Annotated in this window: 23 protein-coding genes; 4 read left to right on the top strand and 19 right to left on the bottom strand. The window is 66.2% G+C overall.

Annotated elements, in window-relative coordinates:
• Window positions 1-31 precede the first annotated feature (31 nt).
• Window positions 32-1,609 (bottom strand): class I adenylate-forming enzyme family protein, encoded by a 1,578-nt coding sequence (locus FEJ81_RS12335; protein ID WP_138245572.1) that lies wholly within the window; start codon window positions 1,607-1,609, stop codon window positions 32-34.
• 129 nt (window positions 1,610-1,738) lie between these two features.
• Between FEJ81_RS12335 and FEJ81_RS12340 the strand changes: the two genes are divergently transcribed.
• Entirely contained in the window at window positions 1,739-2,407 is a 669-nt protein-coding gene (locus FEJ81_RS12340; protein WP_138245573.1) for a hypothetical protein, read from the top strand.
• A gap of 48 nt (window positions 2,408-2,455) precedes the next feature.
• Here the strand turns inward: FEJ81_RS12340 and FEJ81_RS12345 are convergent, their stop codons facing one another.
• Window positions 2,456-3,022: a tRNA (cytidine(56)-2'-O)-methyltransferase gene (locus FEJ81_RS12345; RefSeq protein ID WP_138245574.1), complete on the bottom strand. Its 567-nt coding sequence runs from the start codon at window positions 3,020-3,022 to the stop codon at window positions 2,456-2,458.
• Between the two features lie 515 nt (window positions 3,023-3,537).
• Here FEJ81_RS12345 and FEJ81_RS12350 point away from each other — a divergent pair.
• Window positions 3,538-4,014 (top strand): cupin domain-containing protein, encoded by a 477-nt coding sequence (locus FEJ81_RS12350; RefSeq protein WP_138245575.1) that lies wholly within the window; start codon window positions 3,538-3,540, stop codon window positions 4,012-4,014.
• A gap of 114 nt (window positions 4,015-4,128) precedes the next feature.
• On the top strand, window positions 4,129-4,350 hold the full coding sequence (locus FEJ81_RS12355) for a hypothetical protein (protein ID WP_138245576.1): 222 nt from the start codon (window positions 4,129-4,131) through the stop codon (window positions 4,348-4,350).
• Window positions 4,351-4,495: 145 nt separating this feature from the next.
• Here FEJ81_RS12355 and FEJ81_RS12360 read toward each other — a convergent pair whose 3' ends face one another.
• From FEJ81_RS12360 to FEJ81_RS12395, 8 genes are all read right to left on the bottom strand, one after another.
• Complete coding sequence (locus FEJ81_RS12360; RefSeq protein WP_138245577.1) at window positions 4,496-4,957, bottom strand: universal stress protein; 462 nt, start codon at window positions 4,955-4,957, stop codon at window positions 4,496-4,498.
• Window positions 4,958-4,961: 4 nt separating this feature from the next.
• Complete coding sequence (locus FEJ81_RS12365; protein WP_138245578.1) at window positions 4,962-6,653, bottom strand: VC_2705 family sodium/solute symporter; 1,692 nt, start codon at window positions 6,651-6,653, stop codon at window positions 4,962-4,964.
• On the bottom strand, window positions 6,650-7,144 hold the full coding sequence (locus tag FEJ81_RS12370) for a DUF4212 domain-containing protein (protein WP_138245579.1): 495 nt from the start codon (window positions 7,142-7,144) through the stop codon (window positions 6,650-6,652). Before FEJ81_RS12370 ends, FEJ81_RS12365 begins: the two co-directional genes overlap by 4 nt.
• A 59-nt stretch (window positions 7,145-7,203) precedes the next feature.
• Window positions 7,204-9,180, bottom strand: a complete 1,977-nt coding sequence (gene acs, locus FEJ81_RS12375; protein ID WP_138245580.1) for an acetate--CoA ligase — start codon at window positions 9,178-9,180, stop codon at window positions 7,204-7,206.
• Between the two features lie 272 nt (window positions 9,181-9,452).
• Complete coding sequence (locus tag FEJ81_RS12380) at window positions 9,453-11,669, bottom strand: bacterio-opsin activator domain-containing protein (RefSeq protein WP_138245581.1); 2,217 nt, start codon at window positions 11,667-11,669, stop codon at window positions 9,453-9,455.
• 132 nt (window positions 11,670-11,801) lie between these two features.
• Window positions 11,802-13,802, bottom strand: coding sequence for an acetate--CoA ligase (gene acs / locus FEJ81_RS12385; RefSeq protein ID WP_138245582.1), 2,001 nt, complete (start codon window positions 13,800-13,802; stop codon window positions 11,802-11,804).
• A gap of 138 nt (window positions 13,803-13,940) precedes the next feature.
• Window positions 13,941-14,438, bottom strand: coding sequence for a universal stress protein (locus FEJ81_RS12390; protein WP_138245583.1), 498 nt, complete (start codon window positions 14,436-14,438; stop codon window positions 13,941-13,943).
• 113 nt (window positions 14,439-14,551) lie between these two features.
• Window positions 14,552-14,974 carry a universal stress protein gene (locus tag FEJ81_RS12395; protein WP_138245584.1) on the bottom strand — a complete coding sequence of 141 codons (423 nt, stop codon included), beginning with the start codon at window positions 14,972-14,974 and terminating at the stop codon, window positions 14,552-14,554.
• A gap of 133 nt (window positions 14,975-15,107) precedes the next feature.
• On the opposite strand from FEJ81_RS12395, the gene FEJ81_RS12400 reads away from it, so the two are divergent.
• Window positions 15,108-15,773: an HD domain-containing protein gene (locus tag FEJ81_RS12400; RefSeq protein ID WP_138245585.1), complete on the top strand. Its 666-nt coding sequence runs from the start codon at window positions 15,108-15,110 to the stop codon at window positions 15,771-15,773.
• Window positions 15,774-15,778: 5 nt separating this feature from the next.
• On the opposite strand, the gene FEJ81_RS12405 is transcribed toward FEJ81_RS12400, so the two are convergent.
• The 9 genes from FEJ81_RS12405 to FEJ81_RS12445 all read right to left on the bottom strand — a co-directional run bounded on the left by FEJ81_RS12405 (window position 15,779) and on the right by FEJ81_RS12445 (window position 23,609).
• Window positions 15,779-16,513 carry a TOBE domain-containing protein gene (locus tag FEJ81_RS12405; RefSeq protein WP_138246780.1) on the bottom strand — a complete coding sequence of 245 codons (735 nt, stop codon included), beginning with the start codon at window positions 16,511-16,513 and terminating at the stop codon, window positions 15,779-15,781.
• Between the two features lie 67 nt (window positions 16,514-16,580).
• The gene (locus FEJ81_RS12410) at window positions 16,581-17,384 is read right to left on the bottom strand and encodes an amino acid ABC transporter ATP-binding protein (protein WP_138246781.1); all 804 of its coding nucleotides are present in this window, start codon (window positions 17,382-17,384) and stop codon (window positions 16,581-16,583) included.
• Window positions 17,385-17,440: 56 nt separating this feature from the next.
• Window positions 17,441-18,112, bottom strand: a complete 672-nt coding sequence (locus FEJ81_RS12415; protein ID WP_138245586.1) for an ABC transporter permease — start codon at window positions 18,110-18,112, stop codon at window positions 17,441-17,443.
• 27 nt (window positions 18,113-18,139) lie between these two features.
• Window positions 18,140-19,060, bottom strand: coding sequence for an ABC transporter substrate-binding protein (locus FEJ81_RS12420; protein WP_138245587.1), 921 nt, complete (start codon window positions 19,058-19,060; stop codon window positions 18,140-18,142).
• A gap of 152 nt (window positions 19,061-19,212) precedes the next feature.
• Window positions 19,213-19,677, bottom strand: a complete 465-nt coding sequence (locus FEJ81_RS12425; RefSeq protein WP_138245588.1) for a hypothetical protein — start codon at window positions 19,675-19,677, stop codon at window positions 19,213-19,215.
• Window positions 19,678-19,844: 167 nt separating this feature from the next.
• Entirely contained in the window at window positions 19,845-20,753 is a 909-nt protein-coding gene (locus FEJ81_RS12430; RefSeq protein ID WP_138245589.1) for a hypothetical protein, read from the bottom strand.
• Between the two features lie 74 nt (window positions 20,754-20,827).
• Window positions 20,828-21,694, bottom strand: coding sequence for a hypothetical protein (locus FEJ81_RS12435; protein WP_138245590.1), 867 nt, complete (start codon window positions 21,692-21,694; stop codon window positions 20,828-20,830).
• 47 nt (window positions 21,695-21,741) lie between these two features.
• A complete protein-coding gene (locus tag FEJ81_RS12440; protein ID WP_138245591.1) occupies window positions 21,742-22,269 on the bottom strand; it encodes a hypothetical protein in 528 nt (175 codons plus the stop codon).
• Window positions 22,266-23,609, bottom strand: a complete 1,344-nt coding sequence (locus tag FEJ81_RS12445; RefSeq protein ID WP_138245592.1) for a DNA primase — start codon at window positions 23,607-23,609, stop codon at window positions 22,266-22,268. The genes FEJ81_RS12440 and FEJ81_RS12445 overlap by 4 nt, the downstream gene beginning before the upstream one ends.
• Window positions 23,610-23,706 lie beyond the last annotated feature (97 nt).

Consider the following 23,706-nt stretch of genomic DNA (forward strand, 5'->3'; position numbering starts at 1 on the left):
ATCCGGACCGGTCGCGACGGGGGCGGCGGGATTACCCCTCGCCTTCCTCGAGTTTGTACTTCTGGATCTTCCCGCTCGTCGTCCGCGGGAGTTCCTCGATGAACTCGATCTCGCGCGGGTGTTTGTAGCTGGCCATCTCCTCGAGACAGAACTCGGTGAGTTCCTCGGCCGTGATATCGCTGCCGAGGGCGACGCCCTCGGCGGGGACGACGAACGCCTTCGGCACCTCGTTGCGCCGGTCGTCCGGAATCCCGACGACGGCGACATCGGCGACGGCCTCGTGCTCGAGCAGGAGGTTCTCGAGTTCGCTGGGATAGACGTTGTAGCCAGCGGTGTTGATCATGTGCTTCTTGCGGTCGACGATCTCGTAGTAGTTGTTCCCGTCGCGGCGGGCGATGTCGCCGGTCCGGAAGTAGCCGTTCTCGGTGAAGGCCGCCTCGGTGGCCTCGGGCAGGTTGAGATACCCCTTCATGACCTGCGGCCCGCGGACGACGAGTTCGCCCTCCTCGCCGGGCGGGACTTCGTCGCCCGATTCGTCGACGATCTTGCAGTCGGTCATCCGCAAGGGCTGGCCGATCGTGCCGTGTTTCAGGCCGAACGTGGAGCCCGACTGCGTGTGGGTCGCGCCGTGGGTCTCGGTGAGGCCGTATCCCTCGGAGATATTCACGCCCGCAGTCTCCTCGAATCGCTCTTGGACTGCCGTCGAAAGCTTCGCGCCGCCCTCGGACGCTGACTCGAGGCTGGTGAGATCGTACTCGCCGAAGCCCTCGGCCTCGACCATGTCCGCGTACATCGTCGTCACGCCCACGAAGTGGGTGATTCCCTCGTCCTCGATGAGTTGCATGCACTCCTGGGCGTCCCACTCGAGTGCGCTACGGAAGTAGAGCCGCCCGCCGCCGACCAGCGGCTGGAGGGCGGTGTGCGTAAAACCGGTGATGTGGTACAGCGGGAGCCACGTCAGACTGCGGATGTCGTCGGGGTCGACGTCGACGTTCGAGGCGGTCAGCGGCCACAGGAGCTGTGCCCGCGTGTTGCCGTGGGTGAGCTGGACCCCCTTCGGATCGCCGGTCGTCCCGGAGGTGTAGGGCAGCAGCGCCACGTCGTCGTCGGCGCGGTCGACCAGCGTCGGCTCGCCGCGCAGTTCTTCGAAGGCGTGATCCTCGGGGTCCCGGGGCCAGTCCTCGCTTTGAATCGTGATGATTTCCGGCTCCATCCCCGCGTCCGTGATCGCCTCGTCGACCACCTCGCGCAGCGCCGGGTGGGTGACGATCGCCGTCGCTGCCGTGTCCTCGAGCTGGTAGGCCACTTCGCGGCGTTTGTACTGGGGATTGACCGGCGAGATCTCGACGCCGGCCTTGAACGCGCCGAGGGAGGCGACGAGGTACTGCGGGCAGTTCGGCAGGAAAACCAGCATCCGGTCGCCGGGCTCGAGGCCGAGATCGTGGAGGCCGCCGGCGAGTTCGGCTGTCCAGTCGCGTAGCTCGTCGTGGGTCCAGCGGCGGCCGTGGTGCTCCATCGCTTGGCTCCCGCCGTGGTGTACTGCGGTCTGGTCGAACAGTTTCGCGACGTTCCCCGCTCGCGCGGACTGATCGACCGCTTCCAGATCCATGATTTGTGGTACCGAGGGCCGTGCTTAAAATTGTACCCCACACAGTACCGGGACAGAGCATTCGATCGTACCGATAGGCTGCTGACTCGAGCGATACACTTACCACTGTTATTGTATTACGGACGACAAATGACCTCCGGGTCCGTCACGTGGCTCCGCAATCGGATCGACACCGCGGATATCGTCACGGTAGGTGTCTTCGCCGGCGTCCTCTTCGCTCTCGGCGTTGACGCATCCATCATCGGGATGGTCCTCGTGGCCGCAGTCATCGCGCCGCTCGGCGAAGTCGCGTTCGACAGCGCAGACATCGATCCGGCACTCGCTCGGATCGGGTTCGGTTCGTTTGCCGTCATCGCCGGTGTCGTCCAGTTCCGGGATGGCGGCCTCTGGTTCGGCAGCGCCCTCCTCGCGGCGGGTTGTTGGATCTGCCTCGACGGGTTGTATGCACGACACAGCGGCGGAGCGACCACCGATGGCGAACCGGACACGACTGCTGAGGCCATGACGAAAGACGAGGTTGCCCTTGTGGGCCAGCACAACCAGTGGGTTCTCGAGGCGCTCCGCGAGGCCGACCGCCCGCTCACCAGCGACGAAATCTGCGACCAGACCGGCCTTCCAAACGAGGACCTCGAGCGGCTACTGGAGATTCACGGCGAGTCGGGGCCGATCGAACGAGTCGGAAACGGGTATACGATCGACGAGGACGAGATGGGTGCCGGCCCGTTCGTCCGAAATCTCGTGGGGACGGTCAGTAGTCGGCTCGGTCGGCCGTTCCGGCTGTTTCGACTGGGTGACTGAGTCGACGGCCGACCTTCGGTACCGCGGGACCGTTCGCTTTGCGCGTCGCTAGTCTCGCTCCGCGTCAGCGTCCGGGTCCGCCGACTCGACGCGCTTGCCCGTCTCCATCGGGAGCACCTCCCGATCGGCACCGCTCCACTCCTGATCGAGTTCGCGGCCCTCGAACAACCGGTCGAGGAAGACGGCGAGACCGGCCACTTCGGAGTGGGGCTGGTTGGTGACGCCGACGTTCCAGTCGGCTTCCTCGTAGACGTCGAAGGGAACCTTCTCGGAGCCGACGACGAGTAAGAGCGACTCGCCCTCGGTCGCGTGGGCCGACCGAATCTCGTCCTCGACGTCTTGGACGCGCTCGCCGTACATCGTGAGGTGGACGACCCGCCCCTCCCAGTCGCGGATGACGGCTTGGGGCGACTCCGTGAGTTCGGCCTCGAAGGGGCCGCCAAACCGATCGGTGATGTCCGCGACGGTCTCGAGCGACTGGCCGGCGTTGTCGGGAAAGAGCACGCGGTCGGCACCCAGCGCCCGCGCGGTCAGTCCGACGTGGGTCGTCATCCGATCGTCCCGACCGGGGCGGTGGCCGAGCCGGAGGACGACGACCTCGCTATCGTCGTGCATGTGCGAACTCACTCTCGGACGGGGTTAGGGGGTTTCGTTTTCCAACCGAACTTTTTGTGCCTCGGGTTCGCTCGTGGTTCGAGAGACCGGAGGCCTCTCGTCATCACGAAAGACGCTTCGCGTCTTTCGAACGACTTTGCTTGCTCACCGCTCGTCTGCTCACGGGCGCGTAGCGCCCGTTCGCATGGCCCGCGGGACCGAAGGTCCCGCGCTGGCACAAAAACGACCTCAGAAATCGGAGATTTCTGATGGGCCCGCGAGAGCAGAGCTCTCGCGGACTTCGATGAAAAACGCCGAGAGAGCGAAGCTCTCTCGAGCCCTCGTTCGTTCCTTCGGAACTCACGAGGAAGACCGAGCGCGCCAAGGGCGCGCTCGGTGAACCGCTCGCTTCGCGAGCGGATGCTGCGCTGCACCCACCGATCGGTTCGTTCCCCTCTCGTGCCCCGATCAGTCGTGACCTGACACGATTCGAGGCTCGAGAACGCTTATACTGTTGTGCCTACCAGTCACAGGCTATGGAGAAGGTCAACGAATCGACGCTTGATTGGAACGAGTCCGATCACGGGGAGACTGCGTTCCGTCGAAAGGAGCTCTCGAGCGCCGTCGACGCCGACGACCTCGGCTGCAGCCTCTACGAACTGCCGGCCGGGATGCGGTCGTGGCCCTATCACTACCACACGGCCAACGAGGAGGCGATCTACGTGCTGGCGGGCGACGGCCAACTCAAAGCCGAAGACGGCCTCGAGCCGCTTTCGGCCGGCGACTACGTGGCGCTCCCGGCGGACGAACGCGGCGGTCACAGGGTCGTCAACGACGGCGAGGAGCCGCTCCGGTATCTGGCGATATCGACGATGAACGAGCCGGATATAACCGTCTACCCCGAGATGGAGAAATTCGGCGTCTTCGTCGGTTCACCGCCGGGCGGCCGCGACGAGCGGTCGCTCGAGGGCTACTACAACCTCGACGACGAGACGGCGTACTGGGACGAGTAGCGGGTCGGAGCCGGCCTCGAGCGGCGGTCGACGACCGGCCTCTCCGATAGGCTTTTTCGGTCCCCTGCGAAAGGGTCACACTATGGTCGCTTTCAGGAACCGGGTGGTGCGCCGATGACGGGTGCCGGTGAGTGGCTCCGGACCGCACGGGAGGAGCGGTGGGGGATACTGACGGACCTCGCGTTCGCGGTCGTCTGGGTGACGATCGTCGAGACGGTCAACTACCTGCTCGGGCCGCCGACGTTGGTGTACTACATGCTCATGCTCGCGGGAATCGTCGCGTACTTCGGGTTCATCTGGAACTTCGAACTCGCGACCAGACGCCAGAACCAGTAGTCTCGACGGCCGGTTCTGGACCGGTTGCTCGGACGACCCCGTCAAAGTAGCACCGACAGCGCCGCCGACTGTTCTCGCCGCCTGCCGGATCGGATTCGCCGTCGCTACCCGAGTGGCGTCGCGAAAAAAGCTGCGTCCCGATCGATTAGTCGCTTTCGTCCGTATCGATGACGAGGACCGGTGCGCGGGTCGAGCGGAGCGTCCGTTCGGTCACGCTGCCGAGCAGCGCCCGTCTGACGCCCGACCGGCCGTGCGATCCCATGACGACGAGATCGATTCCGTTGTCGGCGACGTAGTTGGCGATCATGTCGTGGGGCCGTCCCGCCGAGACGTGCTCGACGGTTTCGATCCCCCGTTCGGCCGCGCGGTCGGCTACGTAGCCGGTGGCGCGTTCGGCGCGTTCCCGCACCTCGTCCATCTCGCCGTAGTGGCCCTGCTCGATGCGGTCGAGTTGCTCGCCGCCGAGGCTGAGACTCATCGCGTTGGTATCAACCACGTACAGGGCGTGTACATCGGCCCCGTACTGTTCGGCGAGATCGAGCGCGTGCTCGACCGCCATCTCGGCCGTGTCGCTCCCGTCGGTCGGAACGAGTATGCGTTCGTACATTGTCTTAGTCGTCCGCGGGGGTCTCGCCCCCGTCGGTCACGACGTCTTCGGCAGTCTGTTGCTGGCGCATCGGTTCGGGGCTGTGACACTGCCGAACGACGCGCTTGGTCTCCATCGGCGGTTCGTCGGTCATCAGCGAGACGATGATGGTCACCGCGAAGACGATCGGCAGCGTGATGAGCGCCGACCCGATGGCCGGCATCCACTGGGCCAGCCCCGCCGACAGCGGGGCCTCGAGCGAGGAGACGTAGTTCGGCACGATCTCGTTGATCATCGGGATCGACCAGCCAACGAGCCCGGTGGTCATGCCGGCGAGTGCGCCCGGACGGTTGGCGTTCTCCCACCACATCCCGAGGAAGAACATCGGGAACAGCACGGAGCCGGCCAGCGCGAACGCGTAGCCGACGAGCGCGGCGATCGACGACGCGGGGTCGAGTGCGGCCAGCGTCGTCAGCACGCCGAGCGCGACGATCGAGAGGCGACCGACGAAGATCTGCTGGCGCTGGGTCGCGTCCTCGTTGATGATGTTCGTGTAGATGTCGTGGCTGATCGCCGAGGAACCGGCGATGAAGAGGCCGGCGATCGTCGCGATCGCCGCGGCGATCCCGCCGGCCGCGATCAGTCCGACGAACCACTGGGGCAGGTTCGACAGCTGGGCCGCCAGCACGACGATGACCTCACTGGCTGCACCGGTCATGCCGGGGTCGCCGTAGGTCGGGTTGACGTTCTGCGTGTAGAGGTCGGTCCCGAACGCCGCGAACGCCGGGGCGCTCCAGTAGAGGATGCAGATGAAGAACAGCCCCCAAACCGTCGACCAGCGGGCCGTTCGTTCGCTCTCGACCGTGTAGAACCGCACCAGCACGTGGGGCAGTCCGCAGGTCCCGACGATCAGCGAGAACGTGGTCGCGACCCAGAGGTAGTAACTCGAGGTCGCGAACGGCTCGGAGAACTCGCTGCCGAGGTCGTCGATCAGCATCCCGTACTCGAGTTGGGGTAGCACCGTCGAGTAGCCGTTCGTGTAGCCGACGACGAGCAGGCCGACCACGAACGCCAGAATGAGGATGACGTACTGGACAGCCTGGTTCTTCGTCGCGCCCATCATACCGGACAGCGTCAGGTACGCGACGGTGATGATCATCATGGCGACGACCATCACCTGGTAGCCGTCGAGGCCGGGGATGAGGCCGCCGTAGTCACCGAAGATGTACAGGCCGACGAGCGCCATGCCCTTTGCCTGCCCGATGGCGTAGACGAACCCGATGAGGAACGTCGTCACGGCCGCGATGGCGCGTGCGCTGTCGGAGTTGAATCGATCACCGACGAAGTCGGGTGCCGTGTACTTCCCGAACCGGCGCAGCTGTGCGGCCATGAAGATCAGGAGGATGAAGTAACCCGTCGTCCAGCCGACGACGTACACCAGCCCGTAGAAGCCGGCCAGTGCGATCGAGGCCGCCATCCCGAGGTAGGAGGCCGCCGACATCCAGTTCGCGCCGATCGCCATCCCGTTCTCCAGATTCCCGATGGAGCGGCCGGCGACCCACATGTCCTCGGTGTCGGCCACGCGGAAGACGAAGCCGATGGCGAGGAACAGGCCCAGCATCCCAACCACGAGGAGCGCGGGGAGAATCTTGAACGAGATGTCCATCGCCTCCGGGAGGAGACTCTCCTGTAACGGAACGACCGGAACGCCCGTCATTCGTCGACACCTCCGTCAGAGCGTTGCTCCGACGAGGCTCGCGATTCGTCGGATCGCTCACCGCCGTCAGCAGCAGCGGCCTCGCCGCCGCGGCTGGTTCCGCCGGCGGTCGCGTGATCGATGCCGTACTTCTCGTCTAACGCGTCGCGCTTTCGCGAGTACCAGAACGACAGGATCAGCGCGCTGGTCGGCGCGCCGAAGGCGACGAGGAAGTAGTGCAGCGGGAAGCCGAGCACCGGCATCTGCGTCGTCATCGCGTCGGTCGCGAGGTACGTCGCCGTCACCGGGCCCCAGACCGCGAGGATCCAGATGGCGAAGCCGGTCCAGACGATGCGCAGGTGATCGCGCATGAACGGCGTACTCGGGTTCAGCAGGTTCACCTCCGAGCCGAGGTAGTCGGTGTTTCGGTGGGCTTGGCCGGCCTGTCCGGCCACGCCACCGTCCGTTGCGGTTCGGTTGTCGGCTGAGTCGTGAGTGTTATTATCTGGCATATGTATGCGAATCGTGTGAGTGTGTCGTTGTTGAATCTCGAAAATCGAACGGCGATCGATTAGTCGGTCGCTACCTGGTCTGCGATGTCGTCGACGACGTCCGGATTACGCAGCGTCGAGGTGTTCCCGAGTTCGTTACCGCTCGCGATGTCCTCGAGCAGGCGACGCATGATCTTGCCCGAGCGCGTCTTGGGCAGTTCGTGCGTGAAGACGACCTCCTCGGGCTTGGCGATCGGCCCGATGGAGTCGAGGACGGCCTCGACGGCCCGCTCCTCGAGTTCCTCGTTGCCCTCGTAGCCGTCTTCGGGGATGGCGTAGACGTAGACGGCCTCGCCTTTGACCTCGTGGTCGCCGCCGACGACGGCGGCTTCGGCGATTCCCTCGACGCCGACCACGGCGGACTCAATCTCCATGGTGCCAAGCCGGTGGCCGGAGACGTTGATCACGTCGTCGACCCGGCCGAGGATGGTGATGTAGCCGTCGTCGTCGATCTTCGCGCCGTCCTCGGGGAAGTAGACCCACTCGTCTGCCTCCTCGTCGGAGTACTCCTGCCAGTACTCCTCGAGGAACCGCTCGTCGTTGTTGTACAGCGTGCGGAGCATGCCGGGCCACGGGTTGTCGACCGTGACGTAGCCGGCCTGTCCGGCGTCTACTTCCTCGCCTTCGGCGTCGACCACGCGAGCGTCGATCCCCGGCAGCGGTGGGCCGGCGGAGCCGGGTTTCATGGTGTTGACTCCCGGCAGCGTCGTGATCATCATGCCCCCGGTTTCGGTCTGCCACCAGGTGTCGACGATCGGGCACTCCTCGTTGCCGATGTGCTTGTAGTACCACTTCCACGCGCGCGGATTGATCGGTTCCCCGACGGTGCCGAGCAGCCGCAGCGAGGAGAGGTCGTGGTTCTGCGTGTACTCCTCGCCCCACTTCATGAACGCGCGGATGGCCGTCGGCGCGGTGTAGAAGATGTCGACGCCGTTCTTCTCGACGATCTCCCACAGCCGGTCCTTCTCGGGGTAGTCCGGCGTCCCCTCGTACATCACGCTCGTCGTCCCCAGCGCGAGGGGGCCGTAGACGATGTAGGAGTGACCGGTGATCCAGCCGATGTCGGCCGAGCACCAGTAGGTGTCATCAGCCTCGATATCGAGGACTGCGTGGCTCGTCCACGCCGTGTAGGCGAGGTAGCCGCCGGTGGTGTGCTTGACACCCTTCGGCTCGCCGGTCGTCCCCGAGGTGTACATCAGGAACAGCATGTCCTCGGCGTCCCGGGAGACCGGCTCGACCGTCGACCCCTCGTGTTCGGCGACGAGTTCGTCGTAGTCGTGCTGGTTCTCCGCGAGGTCGTGCTCTAAGTCGTCGCCCAGTCGGTCGACGACCACGACATCGGAGACCTCGTGCTCGACCCCCTCGAGGCCCTCGTTGGTCTTCGAGATGTGATCGAGCGCGTCGCCGCGACGGTAGTAGCCGTCGCAGGTGACCAGATACTCGCTGTCGGCCGAGTTCATCCGCGTCGCCAGCGCGTCGGCCGAGAAGCCGGCGAAGACCACGCTATGCGGTGCGCCGATGCGGGCACACGCCAGCATCGCGATGGGCAGCTCCGGCACCATCGGCATGTACAGCGTGACGACGTCGTCCTCCTCGACGCCGAGGTCGCGCAGCGTCGCGGCGAAGTCCTCGACCTCGTCCAAGAGTTCGTCGTAGGTGAAGGTTCGCGTCTCCCCGAGTTCGCCCTCCCACTCGATCGCGACGCTGTCGCCGCGTCCTTCCTCTACGTGCCGATCGAGACAGTTGTACGACGCGTTGAGTTTCCCGTCGGTGAACCACTCGTAAAACGGCGCGTTGTCGTCCTCGAGCACGGAATCGTACTCCTCGTCCCACGAGAGGAGGTCGGCCGCACGCTCCCAACACTCCGGCCAGTTCTCCTCGAACTCCTCGTAGATCCCCGGATCAGAGACGTTTGCCTGCTCGACGAACGACTCGGGCGGCTCGAACGCCTCCTGCTCCGCGAGTCGTGCCTCGAGGTTGGCATTGTCCTGTGACATGGTACACCCACTCAATCGAGTACATCCATAGTAAAGGCGGCCTCTAGTTGTGCAAAATCGACCCGATACTCGGAGGGGAACCTAGCATATATTGACTATATTAGGTCCTGATAGCCGACCGCCGCCCCCGAACGTTCGGGTTTTCGAGTGCGAAACGGGGGTTCCGAGCGATAACAGATGACAATGAACGTGTATTTTGGCGCTGAATTCGTCCGGAACCGACGGACTCTCTAGAGACTTAGTCTCGATGGCCGACGGTGTGCGGTCACGGCCTACCCGTCCGGATCGTCGAGGAACGTCCGGAGCAGTTCGTGTTGGCCCTTCCGAAGGTGGTTGTGCAGTGTCGGCGAGGAGACCCCCATTGCGTCGGCGACTTCCTCGGCCGTGCTCTCCCGTGGCCAGTCGTAGTAACCGCCGAAGTAGGCCGCTCGGAGCGCGGCCTCCTGTCGGTCGGTCAGCCGGTCCTCGAGGCCCTCACGGAACTCGCGGGCCGTCTGGACGGTCCGTTCGGCCTCGCGTTTCCCGAGCAGTTCGGAGTCGGGAAACGCCGAGCGGAGGCCGTCGATGATCGTCCGGAGGTCGGCGTCGGCCGCGCAGTCGCCGGTGAGCGTCGCCGCGCCGGCCTCGAAGATCGCTTCGTGGACGGTCACGCCGTACTCGGTCAGCGTGACGATGGGACAGGAGCCCTCGATGACGAACTCGACGCGCCAGCCGTCCTCGTCGGTCTCGACTAGCCGGCAGTCCTCGATCCCGGGCGCGGCGTCGGCGAGGTCGAAGACGTCGGCGGGCGACGCCCCCTCGAGCCGGACGTAGTAGAGCTGGGTCGACTCGTCGATCGGGACCAGCGAGTCGAGTTCGAACCGGCAGTCGAGTTGGCGCGAGGCGTCGACGAAAAAGGAGCGGTCGTCCCGACAGGCGACCTCGAGTTCGATCACGCGATCGGACAACAGGAGGTTCCGCCGGCGAATGGCGGCGATGGCGTAGCCGACCTGTCGGCCGATCGTCGCGAGCCACGTGCGCTCGTCCTCTCCGAACGCCGCCGGTCGGTCGGTCGCGACCGAGAGCGTCCCGTAGACGGTATCGCCGTACGCGAGCGGGACTTTCGCGACGGCCCCCGCAAACGAATCGCCGTCCTCGAGCGTCGCCGTCACGTCATCCGCGACCGTAACCGCCTCGTCCCGCGACCGGGCGGTCTCCGTCGGCTCCGCATCCGCAAGGGACTCGACCGGCTCGTCCGCCCGCCACTCGTCGGGAACGAGCCGCTCGACCGCATCCGGATCGATCCCGCCGGACGCGCGCCACTCCCGGCGGCGATCCGAAATCGTCGCCCGGTCGATCCACGCGGCGTCGTAGGCCTCCCCGTCGGTGAGCGCGGTACACGTCGTCGTCTCGACCTCTTCGTGATCGGTCGACTCGAGCAGCGCGTCGGTCACGTCCCAGTGTCGCCGGGCGACCGCGTACAGCCCCTCGAGTTCGTCGCGGCGCTCCCGGACGGTCTCGAGTTCCTCGTGGGCGGCCGTTCCGTCGCGGACGAAGACGGCGAAGCCGCGGTGGCGGCCCCGATCGTCCCGCAGCGGCGAGACGACTTCGGTCGCGCGAAAGCGCGAGCCGTCCTTGTGGACCCGCCAGCCGTCGGTTTCGCAGCCGGACTCCTCGACGGCCCGCGAGAGCGTGCGGTCGGGCGCGCCGTCCTCGACGGCGTCGTCGGTGTAGAACGCGGAGACGTGCGTGCCGACGATCTCGCCGGCGCGGTAGCCGAACAGCGCGGCCGCGCTCCGGTTCCAGCGTTCGACGTAGCCGTCCGCATCGAGGCGGACGAGCGCGTACCGGTCGCTCGCGGCCAACAGGAGCCGGACGACGCTGTCGTCGCTCACCGCGGGCCCGGTCTGGGGATCGCCGGATCGGGGACCCGACGGCTCCTCGACGGCGTCGAATGCGTCGACGATCTGGGAGTCGGTCGGCTCGGGCAGGTAGGACTCGAGGGCTTCGAAGCTGCGCCAGCCGCCTGCGGTCTTGACGACACGGGGGTTCACGTCGTGGTCGACCAGCGCGGTGTGGGCGAAGTACTGGCGGAGATCGCTCGTAGAGATATCGGCGAGACTGCGGTCGTCGGCCAGTTCGCTCGCTCGTTCGGCGACGTCCGAGACCAGCATCTGTAGCCGGCGGGGCGTCACGGTGAAGATCAGGTCGTCCGTCGAGAGGTCGTTACTGCGGGCGTAGCGTCGGAGTTCCCGTTCGACGCGGGTCGGCAGGTACGCTGTTCGGGACTCTCGCTCGTCGTCGGTCGGCACCCGGATCAGGTACCGCGGCGGATCGATCCGTACCTGATCGATATCGTCGATCGTGAGCCGCGTCAACTCGACCGGCCGAAGCCCGACATCCCCGCAGAGCCGGATCACCAGCGCCTCCCGGTAGGTTTCGGCCGCGTCGAGCAGCGACTCGTACTCCCGCCGCCCGAGTACGTCCCCCACACTCCCCTCGAGACTCATCGATTCTGTTCGGCCATTCTGGCGGCGCGAACATAATTGTATCGCCACTGAACAACGTTTCTGGCAGATACTCGATTGCAGTGGGCAATAGCCGAGGAGAGTACGTTTCGCGATCGTCGGAACAGCGAAATCCTATCGGATCGATCCGTCGGGGTCGCCCTCCTCGCCGATCTCGGCCTGGATCTCGCCGACGATCTCCGGGTTTCGCAGGGCGCTGGTATCGCCGAGTTCCTCGCCGTTCGCGACGTCCTCGAGCAGGCGGCGCATGATCTTGCCCGAGCGGGTCTTGGGCAGTTCCGGGGTGAAGATCACCGCTTCGGGCCGAGCGATCGGGCCGATCGCGGACTCGATGTTGTCGCGGATCGCGCACCGGACCGCCGCGTCGGAGTCGTGACCGCTCTCGGTGCTCACGTACGCGTAGACCTCGGTGTCCCCGGTCGGACTCGAGCGACCGACGACGGCGGCCTCGGCGACGCCGTCGACATCGGCGATCGCGCTCTCGATCTCCATGGTGCCGAGCCGGTGGCCGGAGACGTTGATGACGTCGTCGACCCGCCCGAGGACGGTGATGTAGCCGTCCTCGTCGATCCGGGCCGTATCGCCGCTGAAGTAGCGCCACGCGTCCTCGTCGGGATCGGAGAACCGCCGCCAGTACTCCGTGACGAACCGCTCGTCGTTGTCGTACAGCGTGCGGGCCATCCCCGGCCACGGGCGGGCGATCGTGAGATAGCCCGTCTCGCCGGGGTCGACCTCGTCGCCGGCTTCGTCGACGATTCGGGCGTCGATTCCCGGCAGCGGCGGGCCGGCGGAGCCGGGCTTCATCTCGTCGAGTCCCGGTAGCGTCGAGATCGTGACCGCGCCGGTCTCGGTCTGCCACCACGTGTCGACGACCGGGCAGTCGCCGCCGCCGATGTGTTCGCGATACCAGTTCCACGGGCGCGGGCTGATCGGCTCGCCGACGGTGCCGAGCAGCCGCAGCGACGACAGGTCGTGGGCGTCAGGGTAGTCCGATCCCCACTTCATGAACGCGCGAATGGCCGTCGGCGCGGTGTAGAAGACATCGACGGCGTTCCGGTCGACGATCTCCCAGAGCCGATCGCGGTCGGGATAGTCCGGTGTTCCCTCGTACATCACCGTCGTCGTCCCCAGCGCGAGCGGGCCGTAGACGATGTAGGAGTGACCGGTGATCCAGCCGATGTCGGCCGCACACCAGTAGGTGTCCTCGGGTTTGACATCGAGGACGGCGTGGCTCGTCCACGCGACGTGGGCGAGATAGCCCCCCGTCGAGTGGACGACGCCCTTCGGCTCGCCAGTGGTCCCGGAGGTATACATCAGGAACAGCATGTCCTCGGCGTCGCGGGACACCGGCTCGACGGTCGCGCCGGCGAACTCGTCGCGGAGGTCGTGATAGTCCCACTCGTCGTCGCCGAGGACGTGGGGCAGGTCGTCGCCGAGCCGATCCACGACGACGGTTCGAACGTCCTGCTCGAGGCCGATGCGGGCGTTGTCGGCCTTGCTCTTCTGGTTGAAGGCGTCGCCCCGGCGGTAGTAGCCGTCGCAGGTGACCAGATACTCGCTGTCGGCCGCGTCCATCCGCGTCGCGAGCGCGTCCGCGGAAAGCCCGGCGAAGACCACGCTGTGGGGTGCGCCGATGCGGGCACACGCCAGCATGGCGATCGGCAACTCGGGGATCATCGGCAGGTAGATCGTCACCACGTCGTCTTCCTCGACGCCGAGGTCCCGTAACGCCGCCGCGAACTCGTTGACCTCGACGTAGAGGTCCCGATAGGTGTAGGTCCGGCGCTCGCCCTGCTTGCCCTCCCAGCGGATCGCGGCGTGGTTCTTGCGCCCCGACTCGAGGTGTCTGTCCAGACAGTTGTACGAGGCGTTGAGGCGTCCGTCCGCGAACCAGCGATAGAAAGGGGCGTCTGCCTCCTCGAGGACGGTGTCGTAGGCCTCGTCCCACGAGAGGAGGTCGGCCGCGCGGTTCCAACACTCCGGCCAGTTCGTCTCGAACGCCTCGTGGATCCCCGGATCGGAGACGTTCGCCTGCTCGACGAACGACTCGGGCGGGGTGTGGGTAGGTCCGATGGGTGCGGACGCGTCTCGGTCCCACCCGTTCCGATCGACCATATCTCGTCCGAACCGTGGATGGTCAGGGGAATAAACGTTCCTCCAAATCGCCAGCCGGTGGGCAGAGACGGACGGCGCTGCGCAATCGTTCGCGAGAATCCATCCCCCAACAGTGTGGTCGGTCCCGCTCGAGGTCGGCTACGGTTCGTCCGTCGTCGAGTCGATATCGACGATTTCCTCGGTACCGTCGGTATCGTGCCGGCGAACGACGTACACGTCGTAGCGCTGGTCGTTCGCGACCGGGCTCCCGACGCTCGACTGGGGCGCGATCACCGAGCCAGCGTTCTCCGAGCCGATGAAAACGACTGACGCCTCGATCTCGCCGGCGACGCGGCGGATCTCGCGGACGACGTTCGTCGTCGACGTCGCGGTCGGCTCGTCGGAGCTGACCCGCTCGACCCTGACTGTCGCTTCCGGCGCGACATCCGCGGCGCGCGTCTGCATCCCCGCCGCGATCGCCTCCGCGTCGAACGGCTCGCCCTGCGTGATCCAGCCCCGCTCTCGCGCGTAGTCGGCGTCGTCCGGAATCACCGTCAGGACGACGACCTCCTCGTCGAGCAGGTCGCCGAACGTCGACGCGCGCTCGAGCGCATGGGTCGCCAGTTCCGAGCCGTCGAAGGGAACGAGCAGTGACATACGACTACGTCACACGACAGCAGTGGTAAATGTTCTCCCTCTACTAACCGGGCACTCACATCTGATACCGCCGTCCTGCGGGGTTCGCGACCGATCCGAGCCCGTCGGATTCGCTACCCGACAACCAGTACCGGGCGGTCCGCGGTTCTGACGACCCTATCGACGGTGCTCCCGAGCAGCGCACCCTTGAACGACGAGCGGCCGCGGGAGCCGAGGACGACCGCACCCGCGTCCACCTCGGCCGCGTACTCGAGGATCTCCTCGTGGGGAACGCCGGACCGAACCACCGTCTCGACGGCCACGTCGCCCTCGGTCGCCGTCGTCTCGAGATCCGCGAGCCAGTCGTCCGCGCGCTCCTCGAGGTGTCGGCGGGCCTCCTCGGGGTCGACGATACCGCTGTCGTAATCGGTCCGCTCGTCGACGACGGCGATCCCGTACAGCGGCGCGTCGAACCGCTGGGCGAGCGCGACCGCGTGGTCGACCGCGGTGGCCGCGGCCTCACTGCCGTCGGTCGCGACCAGAACGGAGTCGTACATGGACGTCGATACGGCCCGCCTCGAGAAAGGCCTATGGCTCGTCGGCCGCCGTCCGGAGACGCTCTCGAAATCCGATCGTCTCTCTGATAGTTCAGAAGGATTGTAGTATCGGCCGGTGCTTCTCACGGCCACGATGCCACAGGAATTGGCCCCCCTTGCTCGAGCGCTGTCGATGCCCTATTACGACGACGCCCTCCCGGCGCACGATCGGTTCCACGCCACCCGCGTCCGAGACCTATCGATTCGGTTGGCAAACGACTGCGAAAGCGCCGTCGAGCGAGACGTCCTCGCTGCGGCGGCCTGGTTCCACGACATCGGTCGCCCGCTGGAGCGAACGGGCGAGATCGACGATCACGATGCGTGGGGCGCGGCCGAGGCCGCGGACCGCCTCGAGAGAGAAGGTGTCGCGGCGGACCGAATCGACGCCGTCACGCACTGTATCCGGGCGCACAGTATTCGGGCGAGTTCGCCGGAGCCGGAGACGCTGGAGGCGCGGCTGCTCTTCGACGCGGACAAGTTAGACGCCGCCGGCGCACGCGGGATCGTCCGACTGTCCTGTATCGTCGGCGAACGGTCGGGGAGACGGGGCGAACCGTACGCGGTAATCGACGACGCGTCGGCATCCGAAGTGGCTGTGTCGGGGCTGCCGGACATCACGCTCCTTCGAGAGTGGGTCGACGAGCGGCTGGACGCGCTGTACACCGAACCCGGACGTCGCCTCGGCGAGTCCCGCCGGCGGTTCGTCGACGACTTCTTCGCGCGCTTCGAGAACGAGATCGGCGTCGGCGGGACGCAGTAACTCGGTCAGTTGCCGTTGGCCCTCCGCACACGGTCCGCGACGCCGCGAGCCGCCGTCGCCTTCACCGAGGCGACGATTGAGCGGCCGGGCTCGAGCCCCAGCGCCTCGACGCTTCGCCGCGTGACGAGCGCGACGAGTTCCGTGTCGTCCGCATTCCCGCTCTTGTCACCGCCGTCGCCTCCGAGTTCGATCCCCACCCGCGCGACCGCATCGCCGGCCTCGAGCCACGAGACGGTCCCCGGAAACCGATTTCTGACGCTCGTCCCCTCTGCTCGGGGCACGTCGCTCGGTGCGTGCAGGCTGACGGCGTCGGATCGGATCGTCACGGACGCGCTCGCGGCGTCGGACGGCACGACCGCCAGCACGTCCCCGACACCGGTCGCGACGGTCGCGAGTTCGCCATCGCGGTCGACGACCGGGCCTGAAAGCACCGTCTCGTCGACGCGGGCGACGCCCTCGTAGGCCGCGACCAGCCGATCGAACCGCGCCAGCAGGTCTCTGGCCGTCCCCGTCAGGGAACTCCCGCCGCCGTTAGCCCCGCCGCGGGTCCGCTCGACCAGCGGGCCGATCGCCGCCTCGAGTTCGACCACCCGCTGTTGCAGCCGCGGATAGGAGCGCTCGAGGGCCTCGGCCGCGCCCGACAGCGAGCCGCGCTCGTCGATCGCGCGCAACATCGCGACGTCGCTGCGGTCGACTGCGACATCGTCGATCCGCAGATAGGGGTCGAACTCCTTTTCCATGGTCATCGGTGGCTCACGCGGTGGTCCCGACCGATCGCGATGGGACCGCTCGAGTCACCCTTCGCGGTCAGGCTGGAAGTTCGTTTTCATCGTACAATAGATCCCCACGGACGAAGCGAGCGGTCCGCTCGTCGCGCGGGTCGTCGAAGATCCGGTCCGGCGGGCCGACCTCGACGAGTTCCCCCTCGAGCAGGAAGGCGACGCGGTCCGAGATCCGCTCGGCCTGGTGCATGTCGTGGGTCGCGAGCAAGACGCCGCGGTCGCGCTCGCGGACCTGCTCGATCGCCCGCTCGAGGATGGCCGTATTCCGCGGATCGAGATCGGAGGTCGGCTCGTCGAGGACGAGCAACTCCGGTCGCGGCGCGAGCGCGCGGGCGAACGACACCCGCTGGGCCTCCCCGCCTGACAGCGACCCCGCATCGCGGTCCCACTCGTCCCGGAGCCCGACGAGTTCGAGCGCCTCGAGGGTGCGGTCGTCGACCGTCGGCGAGCCCCGAATCCAGCGAGTAACGACTCGCTGTGCGAAGTCCCGGAGCCGCTGGGACCACGGCCGGCGGACCCGGCCGCCGATATCCACGTTGCGCGCCACCGTCGTCTCGAACAGGCTCGCCCGCTGGAAGACCATGCCGATCCGCCGGCGGATCTCGAGTCGCTCGTCTCGAGAGCGAGCCCACGGGTCCGTCCCGTCACAGCGGACGACGCCGTCGGTCGGTCGCTCGAACAGGGCGGCCAGCCGCAACAGCGTGGTCTTGCCGGCCCCCGAGGGACCGATGATCGTCACGATCTCGCCGGACTCGACCTCGAGTGAAACGTCCGTTACGATTTCCGTGCCGTCGACGCCGTAGGCGACATCCTCGAGCGCGAGGTTCATGGTCGTCTCATCGGGATCGGACGCGAGGTTCTCGTGGGCGTCGTATCTCTCGTGCATCATCGACCTCCGAGTCGCAAGACGACTCCGTTGACGAGTAAGACGAGGACGAGCAACACCGCGCCGAGTACCAGCGCCGTTTCGAACTCGCCCTTCCGGACCTCGAACTGGATCGCGGTGGTCAGGGTTCGGGTCTTCGAGGTGCCGTCGGCGTAGGCGATGTTACCGCCCACGATGAGGACGGAGCCGACCTCGCTGATCGCTCGACCGAATCCGGCGAGAACGCCTGTGATGACGCCGTATCGGGCCTCTTTGAGCGTAATCAGGGCGACATCGGCTCGCGTGCCACCGACCCCGTAGGCGGCCCCCTGCACGGCGTCGTCGACGCTTTCGATCGCTGAGAGCGCGACGCCGGTGATCACGGGCGCGGCGAGGACGAGTTGGGAGATGATCATCGCCTCGGGCGTGTAGATGAGGTTCAGGGACCCCAGCGGCCCCTGATTCGAGAGGACGTACCAGACGAGGAGTCCGACGACGACGCTCGGAAACCCCATCCCGGTGTTGATGACGGCGGTGACGAACCGCTTCCCCCTGAAGTCCGAAAAGCCGACGGCGAAGGCGATCGGCAGGCTCAGGGCGGTACTCAGTAGGACCGCGATCAGACTGACCGTCAGCGAGATCCGGATGATGCTCCGGAGATACGTCGGATCGGAGAACGCTTCGAATGCCATTAGTGGTGTGGGGAGAGCCGACCGCGATCAGTCGTCCGAGGAGTCAGGTTGCCACCCTTCGGGGACGTACTGCTGGAAGTTCGGGTCCTCCGACAGCGCCTCGGGATAGAACAGTTGTTCGCCGTTCGCGGTGAACTCCTCGATGATCTGCTGGCCCTCGGGGCTCGTGAAAAACCCGATGTACGACATCGCGAGGTCGTAGTTGACGTTCGGATGAATCTCGGGGTTGACCGCCATGATCCCGTACGGGTTCGCGAGTAGCTCCGGGCCGCCCTCGATCGGGCCTTGCACCAGGATCTCGAGGTCGAGGTCGTCCCGCGAGAGGTAGGTGCCCCGATCGGCGAGCGTGTAGGCCCCCGACTCGTTCGCGTTGGTCAACGTCTCGCCCATCCCCTGCCCGAGTTCCTGGTACCACTCGCCGCCGGGTTCGACGCCGGCCTCGTCCCAGATCACGAGTTCCTTCGTGTGCGTTCCGGACTCGTCCCCGCGGGAGACGAACGTCGCCTCGGCGCTCGCGATCGCGTCGAAGGCGGCCGCCGCGCCCTCGGCGTCGCCGATGCCGGCCGGATCGTCGCTCGGGCCGACGACGACGAAATCGTTGAACATCAGATCGCGCCGGTTGACGCCGTACCCCTCCTGCATGAACTCGTCTTCGCGCGAGCGGGCGTGGACCAGAATCACGTCCGCGTTCCCGTCTCGAGCGGAACGGATCGAGGCACCCGTTCCCTCCGCGTTGGCCGCGACTCGCACGCCGTATCGCTCCCTGAAGGCTTCGTTAATTTCGGTGAGCAGTCCCGTCGCTTCCGTACTCGTCGTCGTCGCGAGTGCGAGTTCCTCGTCCGCGATCGAGCCTTCCCCATCGTCATCCCCCGATCCGATGCAGCCCGCAACGGCCGTCGCAATCCCCGCCGCGCTCGCCCCGAGGACCTCCCGGCGTCGATATTCCATATTGGGAACAACGATGGAAGACACTCCTATAAACGTACCGCTCCGAATAGTCGCCAGCGGTTACGACTCCCGATCGAGGCGGCGCTACCGGCGAAATAGTAACGGTTTCCGGTTACGAAACGGCGACCGGAACGGCGTCGACCGTCGACGAATCACTCGGACTGTGCGACCGCCGCGACGACGTTCTGGACGTACCGCATGCTCGTCGCGATCGACATGATCCCGTCCATTAGCGCCTGCTGGGATGCGCCGTCCGGATAGATGCGGTACTCGACCTGCACCGTCTCCGCTTCGCGCAACTGACAGGAGATCCCCTCCTCGTCGAGAAACGTGTAGAACCCCGGCGTCGCCGCCAGCATCGGTCCGACGTACCGGAGCAACTCGGCGCGTTGCTGATCGTCGCGGAGCAGATTTCTGGTTTCCTCGGTGTCGAACCCGCTGCGGCCGACGATTCGAACCGGGCCGAACTCGCCCTCCTTGATCACGTGGACCGGCAGGTGCGAGAGTTCGACCTGAAAATTGAACGCGGTGTCCTCGTCGGTGTGCTCGGTCACGTCGCGGATCGCCGTGTCGTCGAGCCAGTGGCGGACCTGCGTCTCGCTGATATGGGTTGTCATACCCGGTCGTCGACGGCGAGGCGAATAAGGTTTCAGCGGGAGTACGCATGGCTTCGCCCGGCTTCGTCTCGCTCCGTCTCGAGCGGGCTTACCCGGTCCCGACTAGTCGCACCGGTCTCGAGCGAGTTCGAACCCCAACTGGCACCGACCGAACCCGATCCTGGCACCTACCCGTGCTTGTCCGGCATCGTCGAGTGCCGTGCGGTCCCGCGCATGTCCGCCCGCTTCGACGGCGGCGGTGCCATCGTCGAGTGGCGACTCGGGCCGCCCGACGCCGAGCCCCGGTTTCCGTCGCTTCCGAGTCCGGATCCGAGGAGGCCCTCGTCGTCCTCCGCGTCCGTATCGTCCGTCTCCGCTTCCTCGGCCGCGGCTTCGTCCCCGTCCTCGGCATCGGTGGCCGGTTCGTCGGTATCGTCCCCATCCCCAGCGGATTCGCCGCTGGCGGCCCCCGCACTCGCCGACTCGAGTCGCTCTTTCAGTTCGGAGATTTCGTCGCCGAAGTCGGCGAACGAATCGCTCATCGCCGATCGGAGACGGTCCCCGATGTCACCGGTGGTCTCCGACTCGTCCGGGTCCTCACTCTCGGCCGTGTCCGCTTCGTCGCTCGTCGATTCGTCCGCTCCGTCCTCGCTACTCGCCGGTTCGGCGTCCGGTTCGTCGCTGCCGCTGTCGCTCTCCTCGCCGGCACCGCCGGCCTCGGCCCGCTCGCCGATCGTCTCCCGGAGGTCGCCGACGGCCGCCTCGAGCCCCCCATCGTCCGCTCGATCGGCGAGTTTCGAGAGGTGGAGCAACCGCTGGAGGTCCTCGAGGTTCTCCTGTTCGCCGCGGGCGATCGCCTCCGGAATCGAGCCCGGTTCGCTCCCGTCCTCGAGGGTGTCCAGCCCGACCGCCGCGAGCAACTCGTCGGGGTCTGCCGATTCGAGCAGATCGCTCGCGTCCGCGGCGGCCTCGAGTAGGTCCGTCTCGGCCGACTCGTCGTCGCCGTCCGCATCGCCCCCGGAAACGATCGACCCACTGGATGTGTCGGCCCGGTTCAGTACCTCGTGCACCCGATCGTGTAGTTGCGATTCGCTCATTGGTCTCTCCGAGATTACCGCGTGGTGTCCGCCTCTTTCCCCTCTCCGAACGGGGTTCGATGCGTGTTAGTCGACTACTCGGCTTCCGCCTCCGCTTCGGACTCCGACTCTTCGTCCGAATCCGACCCCTCGCCCGTCACCGTTTCGATGATCTCGTCGGTCATCTCCTCCCGGCTCAAATTCGCCTTCACGCCAACGTCCTTCGCGACCGACTGCAGATCGCTGTAGGACATCACCCCGAGGAAGTCCTCGAGGGTGTCCTTCCTGAGGTCCTCGAGGTCCTCCACGGACGGCTCGGACTCGTCCTCACCCTCATCGGCCGTATCGGCGTCCTCGTCAGCGTCTTCGGACGCTTCGGTATCCGGTTCGTCGCTTTCGTCGCTTTCATCATCCGCCTCGTCGGCGACCTGCTCGTCACCGCCGTCCTCCTCTTCCGCTTCGTCCACCGATTCCTCGTCTTCATCCTCGGACTCCGCCGGCTCCTCGTCTTCGTCCGTCGGTTCCGAGTCCGCTTCGTCCGCCGATTCGTCCTCGGCCTCGTCGCTCTCGCCGCCGCCGATCCCCTCGAGGAGTCCGTCGACGCTGCTCCCCTCGGTGACGCCCTTGGCCATCGACTCGAGGGACTCGCGGCCCTCCATCTCCGAGACCGAGTCACGGATGGCGTTCCGAATCGCCGTCGGGAGTTCCGACTGCAGGTCGCCGAGGTCCTTCCCTTCCTCGACGCCCTCGTCGATCGTCTCGTGGATCTCGCGGCCGATCGCGGTCCCCAGTTCGCGGCCGAGTTGCTCGCCGAACTGGCGGCCGACCGCGGCTCCGATTTCGCTCCCGTCGATGCTGTCCTCGATGCTGCCGTCGCCGAGCATATCGGCCACGTCGACCTGATTGCTGACCTCTTCGGCGACCATGCTCTTCAGCCCCGATCCGTCACTCACGGCGATCACCTCGCGTGTGATCCGATTCGGTGGTGTCGCGATTCCGTGTCATGGGCTTACTCCTCCTCGGCTTCCGCTTCCATCTCTTCGTCGTCTTCCGTCTCCTCGGTGGCGTCGTCCTGATCGGACGCCTCTTCCTCGCCCGATTCGGCGTCGCTCTCGCCTTCAGCCTCGGCTTCCGCGTCGCCTTCCTCCTCGGCTTCGCCGTCTTCGGATTCATCGGGTTCGGCGCTTTCCTCGTCCGCCGATTCCTCGTCCTCGTCTTCGTCCTCGGACTCCTCCGATTCCTCCTCTGCCGTCTCTTCGTCTTCGGCATCCTCCTCGGATTCGTCGTCCTCGCTCTCCGACTCGGCCTCGTCGCTGCTGAGCAGTTCCTCAACGACCATATCGCCGATCGTCCGGCCGAGGGACTCGCCGACCTTCCGGCCGACGAGCGCACCGATCTGGCCGCCCAGCGCCGCGCCGAGGGGCATGTCCCCGTCGATCTCCTCTTCCCACTGGGTCCCTTCGACCAGTTGATCGACATCGATGTTTTCCGTGATCTTCTCCGTGTCAATCCGCTGTGTGAGTGATTCGTCGCTCATGATGATGCCTCTGCCTGTGACGTCGCATCGGGGCCGCCGCCGGACGCTTCCTCGTCGCTCTCGGGCTCGAGTTGCTCGATCAACTGTTCGATCACTTCGCTGACGACCGTCGCCACGAGTTCCTCGACGGGGAACCCGGGGACGAGGCCGGCGAGTTTCTCCTTCAGCCAGCCGGCCGCTCTGGAGAGGGGACCGGGGGTCTCCGCTCCAGTCTCCTCCTCGTCTGCTGCCTCTTCGGGTTCCGCGGCTTCCTCATCTTCCGCTGCGGATTCTTCATCGGCTCCCTCCTCGGCCTCGGCTGGCTCTCCACCGAAGAGCCCGCGGAGCCACTCCACGGGCTTGGCGAGGATCGATTTCAGCCACCCGGCGGCCGACGAGAGCGGTCCAGTGGACTCACCGTCTTCGCCCTCTCCCTCAGCCGCTTCGTCCGCGTCACCCTCTGCTTCGTCACCGCCGATACCGAGCAGACTGGTGAGCCACTCCTTTGGCTTGCTGAGCAGTCCGGTGAGGAACTCCTTCGGTCGCTCGAGCAGCCCGCTGAGGGCCTCTTTGGCCTTTCCTGGGAGCTGCTTGAGCAGTTCTACCGGCTTACTCAGGAGCGACTTTACCTTGTCCAGCATGGCACCGGGACCGTCCAGCAGTCCCGTCACCGCCGACAGCAGATTTCCGAGCAGATTGTTCCCGCCCGGTCGCGCCGAGACGTCGAGTTGGACCGGATTCAGGTTCACCTCGAGGCCGAGCACGTCGAGAAAGAGGCCGTCGAGGTCGAGGTGGAGGACGCCGGACGCGTCGTCGCCCTCGTAGACGTCTTCGGCGTCCTCGGCGTGGCCGTCCTCGCGGTCGTCGTCGACGAGGTCCCCGGTGTCCTCGCGTTCGTCCTCGTCTTCGCCGGCTTCCTCGTCTTCGTCGACCTCCTCTTCAATCCCTTCTTCGTCGGTCTCCTCTTCGTCAGCCTCCTCTTCGTCAGCCTCCTCTTTGGGGGATTCTTCTTCGACTTCCTCCTCAGCCTCTTCCTCGACCTCTTGGGACCCTTCCTCAGCTTCTTCTTCAGTCTCCGCTTCGGACTCTTGATCCGCTTCCTCAGCTTCCGTTTCGGCTTCTTCCTCGACCTCTTGGGACTCTTCTTCAGATTCCGATTCAGCCGCTTCGTCACCCTCGGGCGTGTCTTCGGCTTCGGCGTCCTCGTCGGCCTCTTCCATCTCCGCTTGCCCGCCGTCAGTCATCACCCGGGGCGGCGGTCCCGCCTCCCGGTCTTCCTCATCGGGACGGCTCGAGGAGCGCTCGACCCTCGCGGGATCCGAACGGTCCTCGCGGCCGTCATGTGCGAAATCCTTGGTCATTATACGGACGAAGAGACGGCAGTGAGCGTTGTGGTGGTTGGCCTTGCGTATGCGACTCTCCGACAGGTACGGAACAAAAAAGTCGTCGCGGAAAATC

It is taken from the genome of Natrinema versiforme (genome assembly GCF_005576615.1).
Classification (GTDB): Archaea; Halobacteriota; Halobacteria; order Halobacteriales; family Natrialbaceae; genus Natrinema; species Natrinema versiforme_A.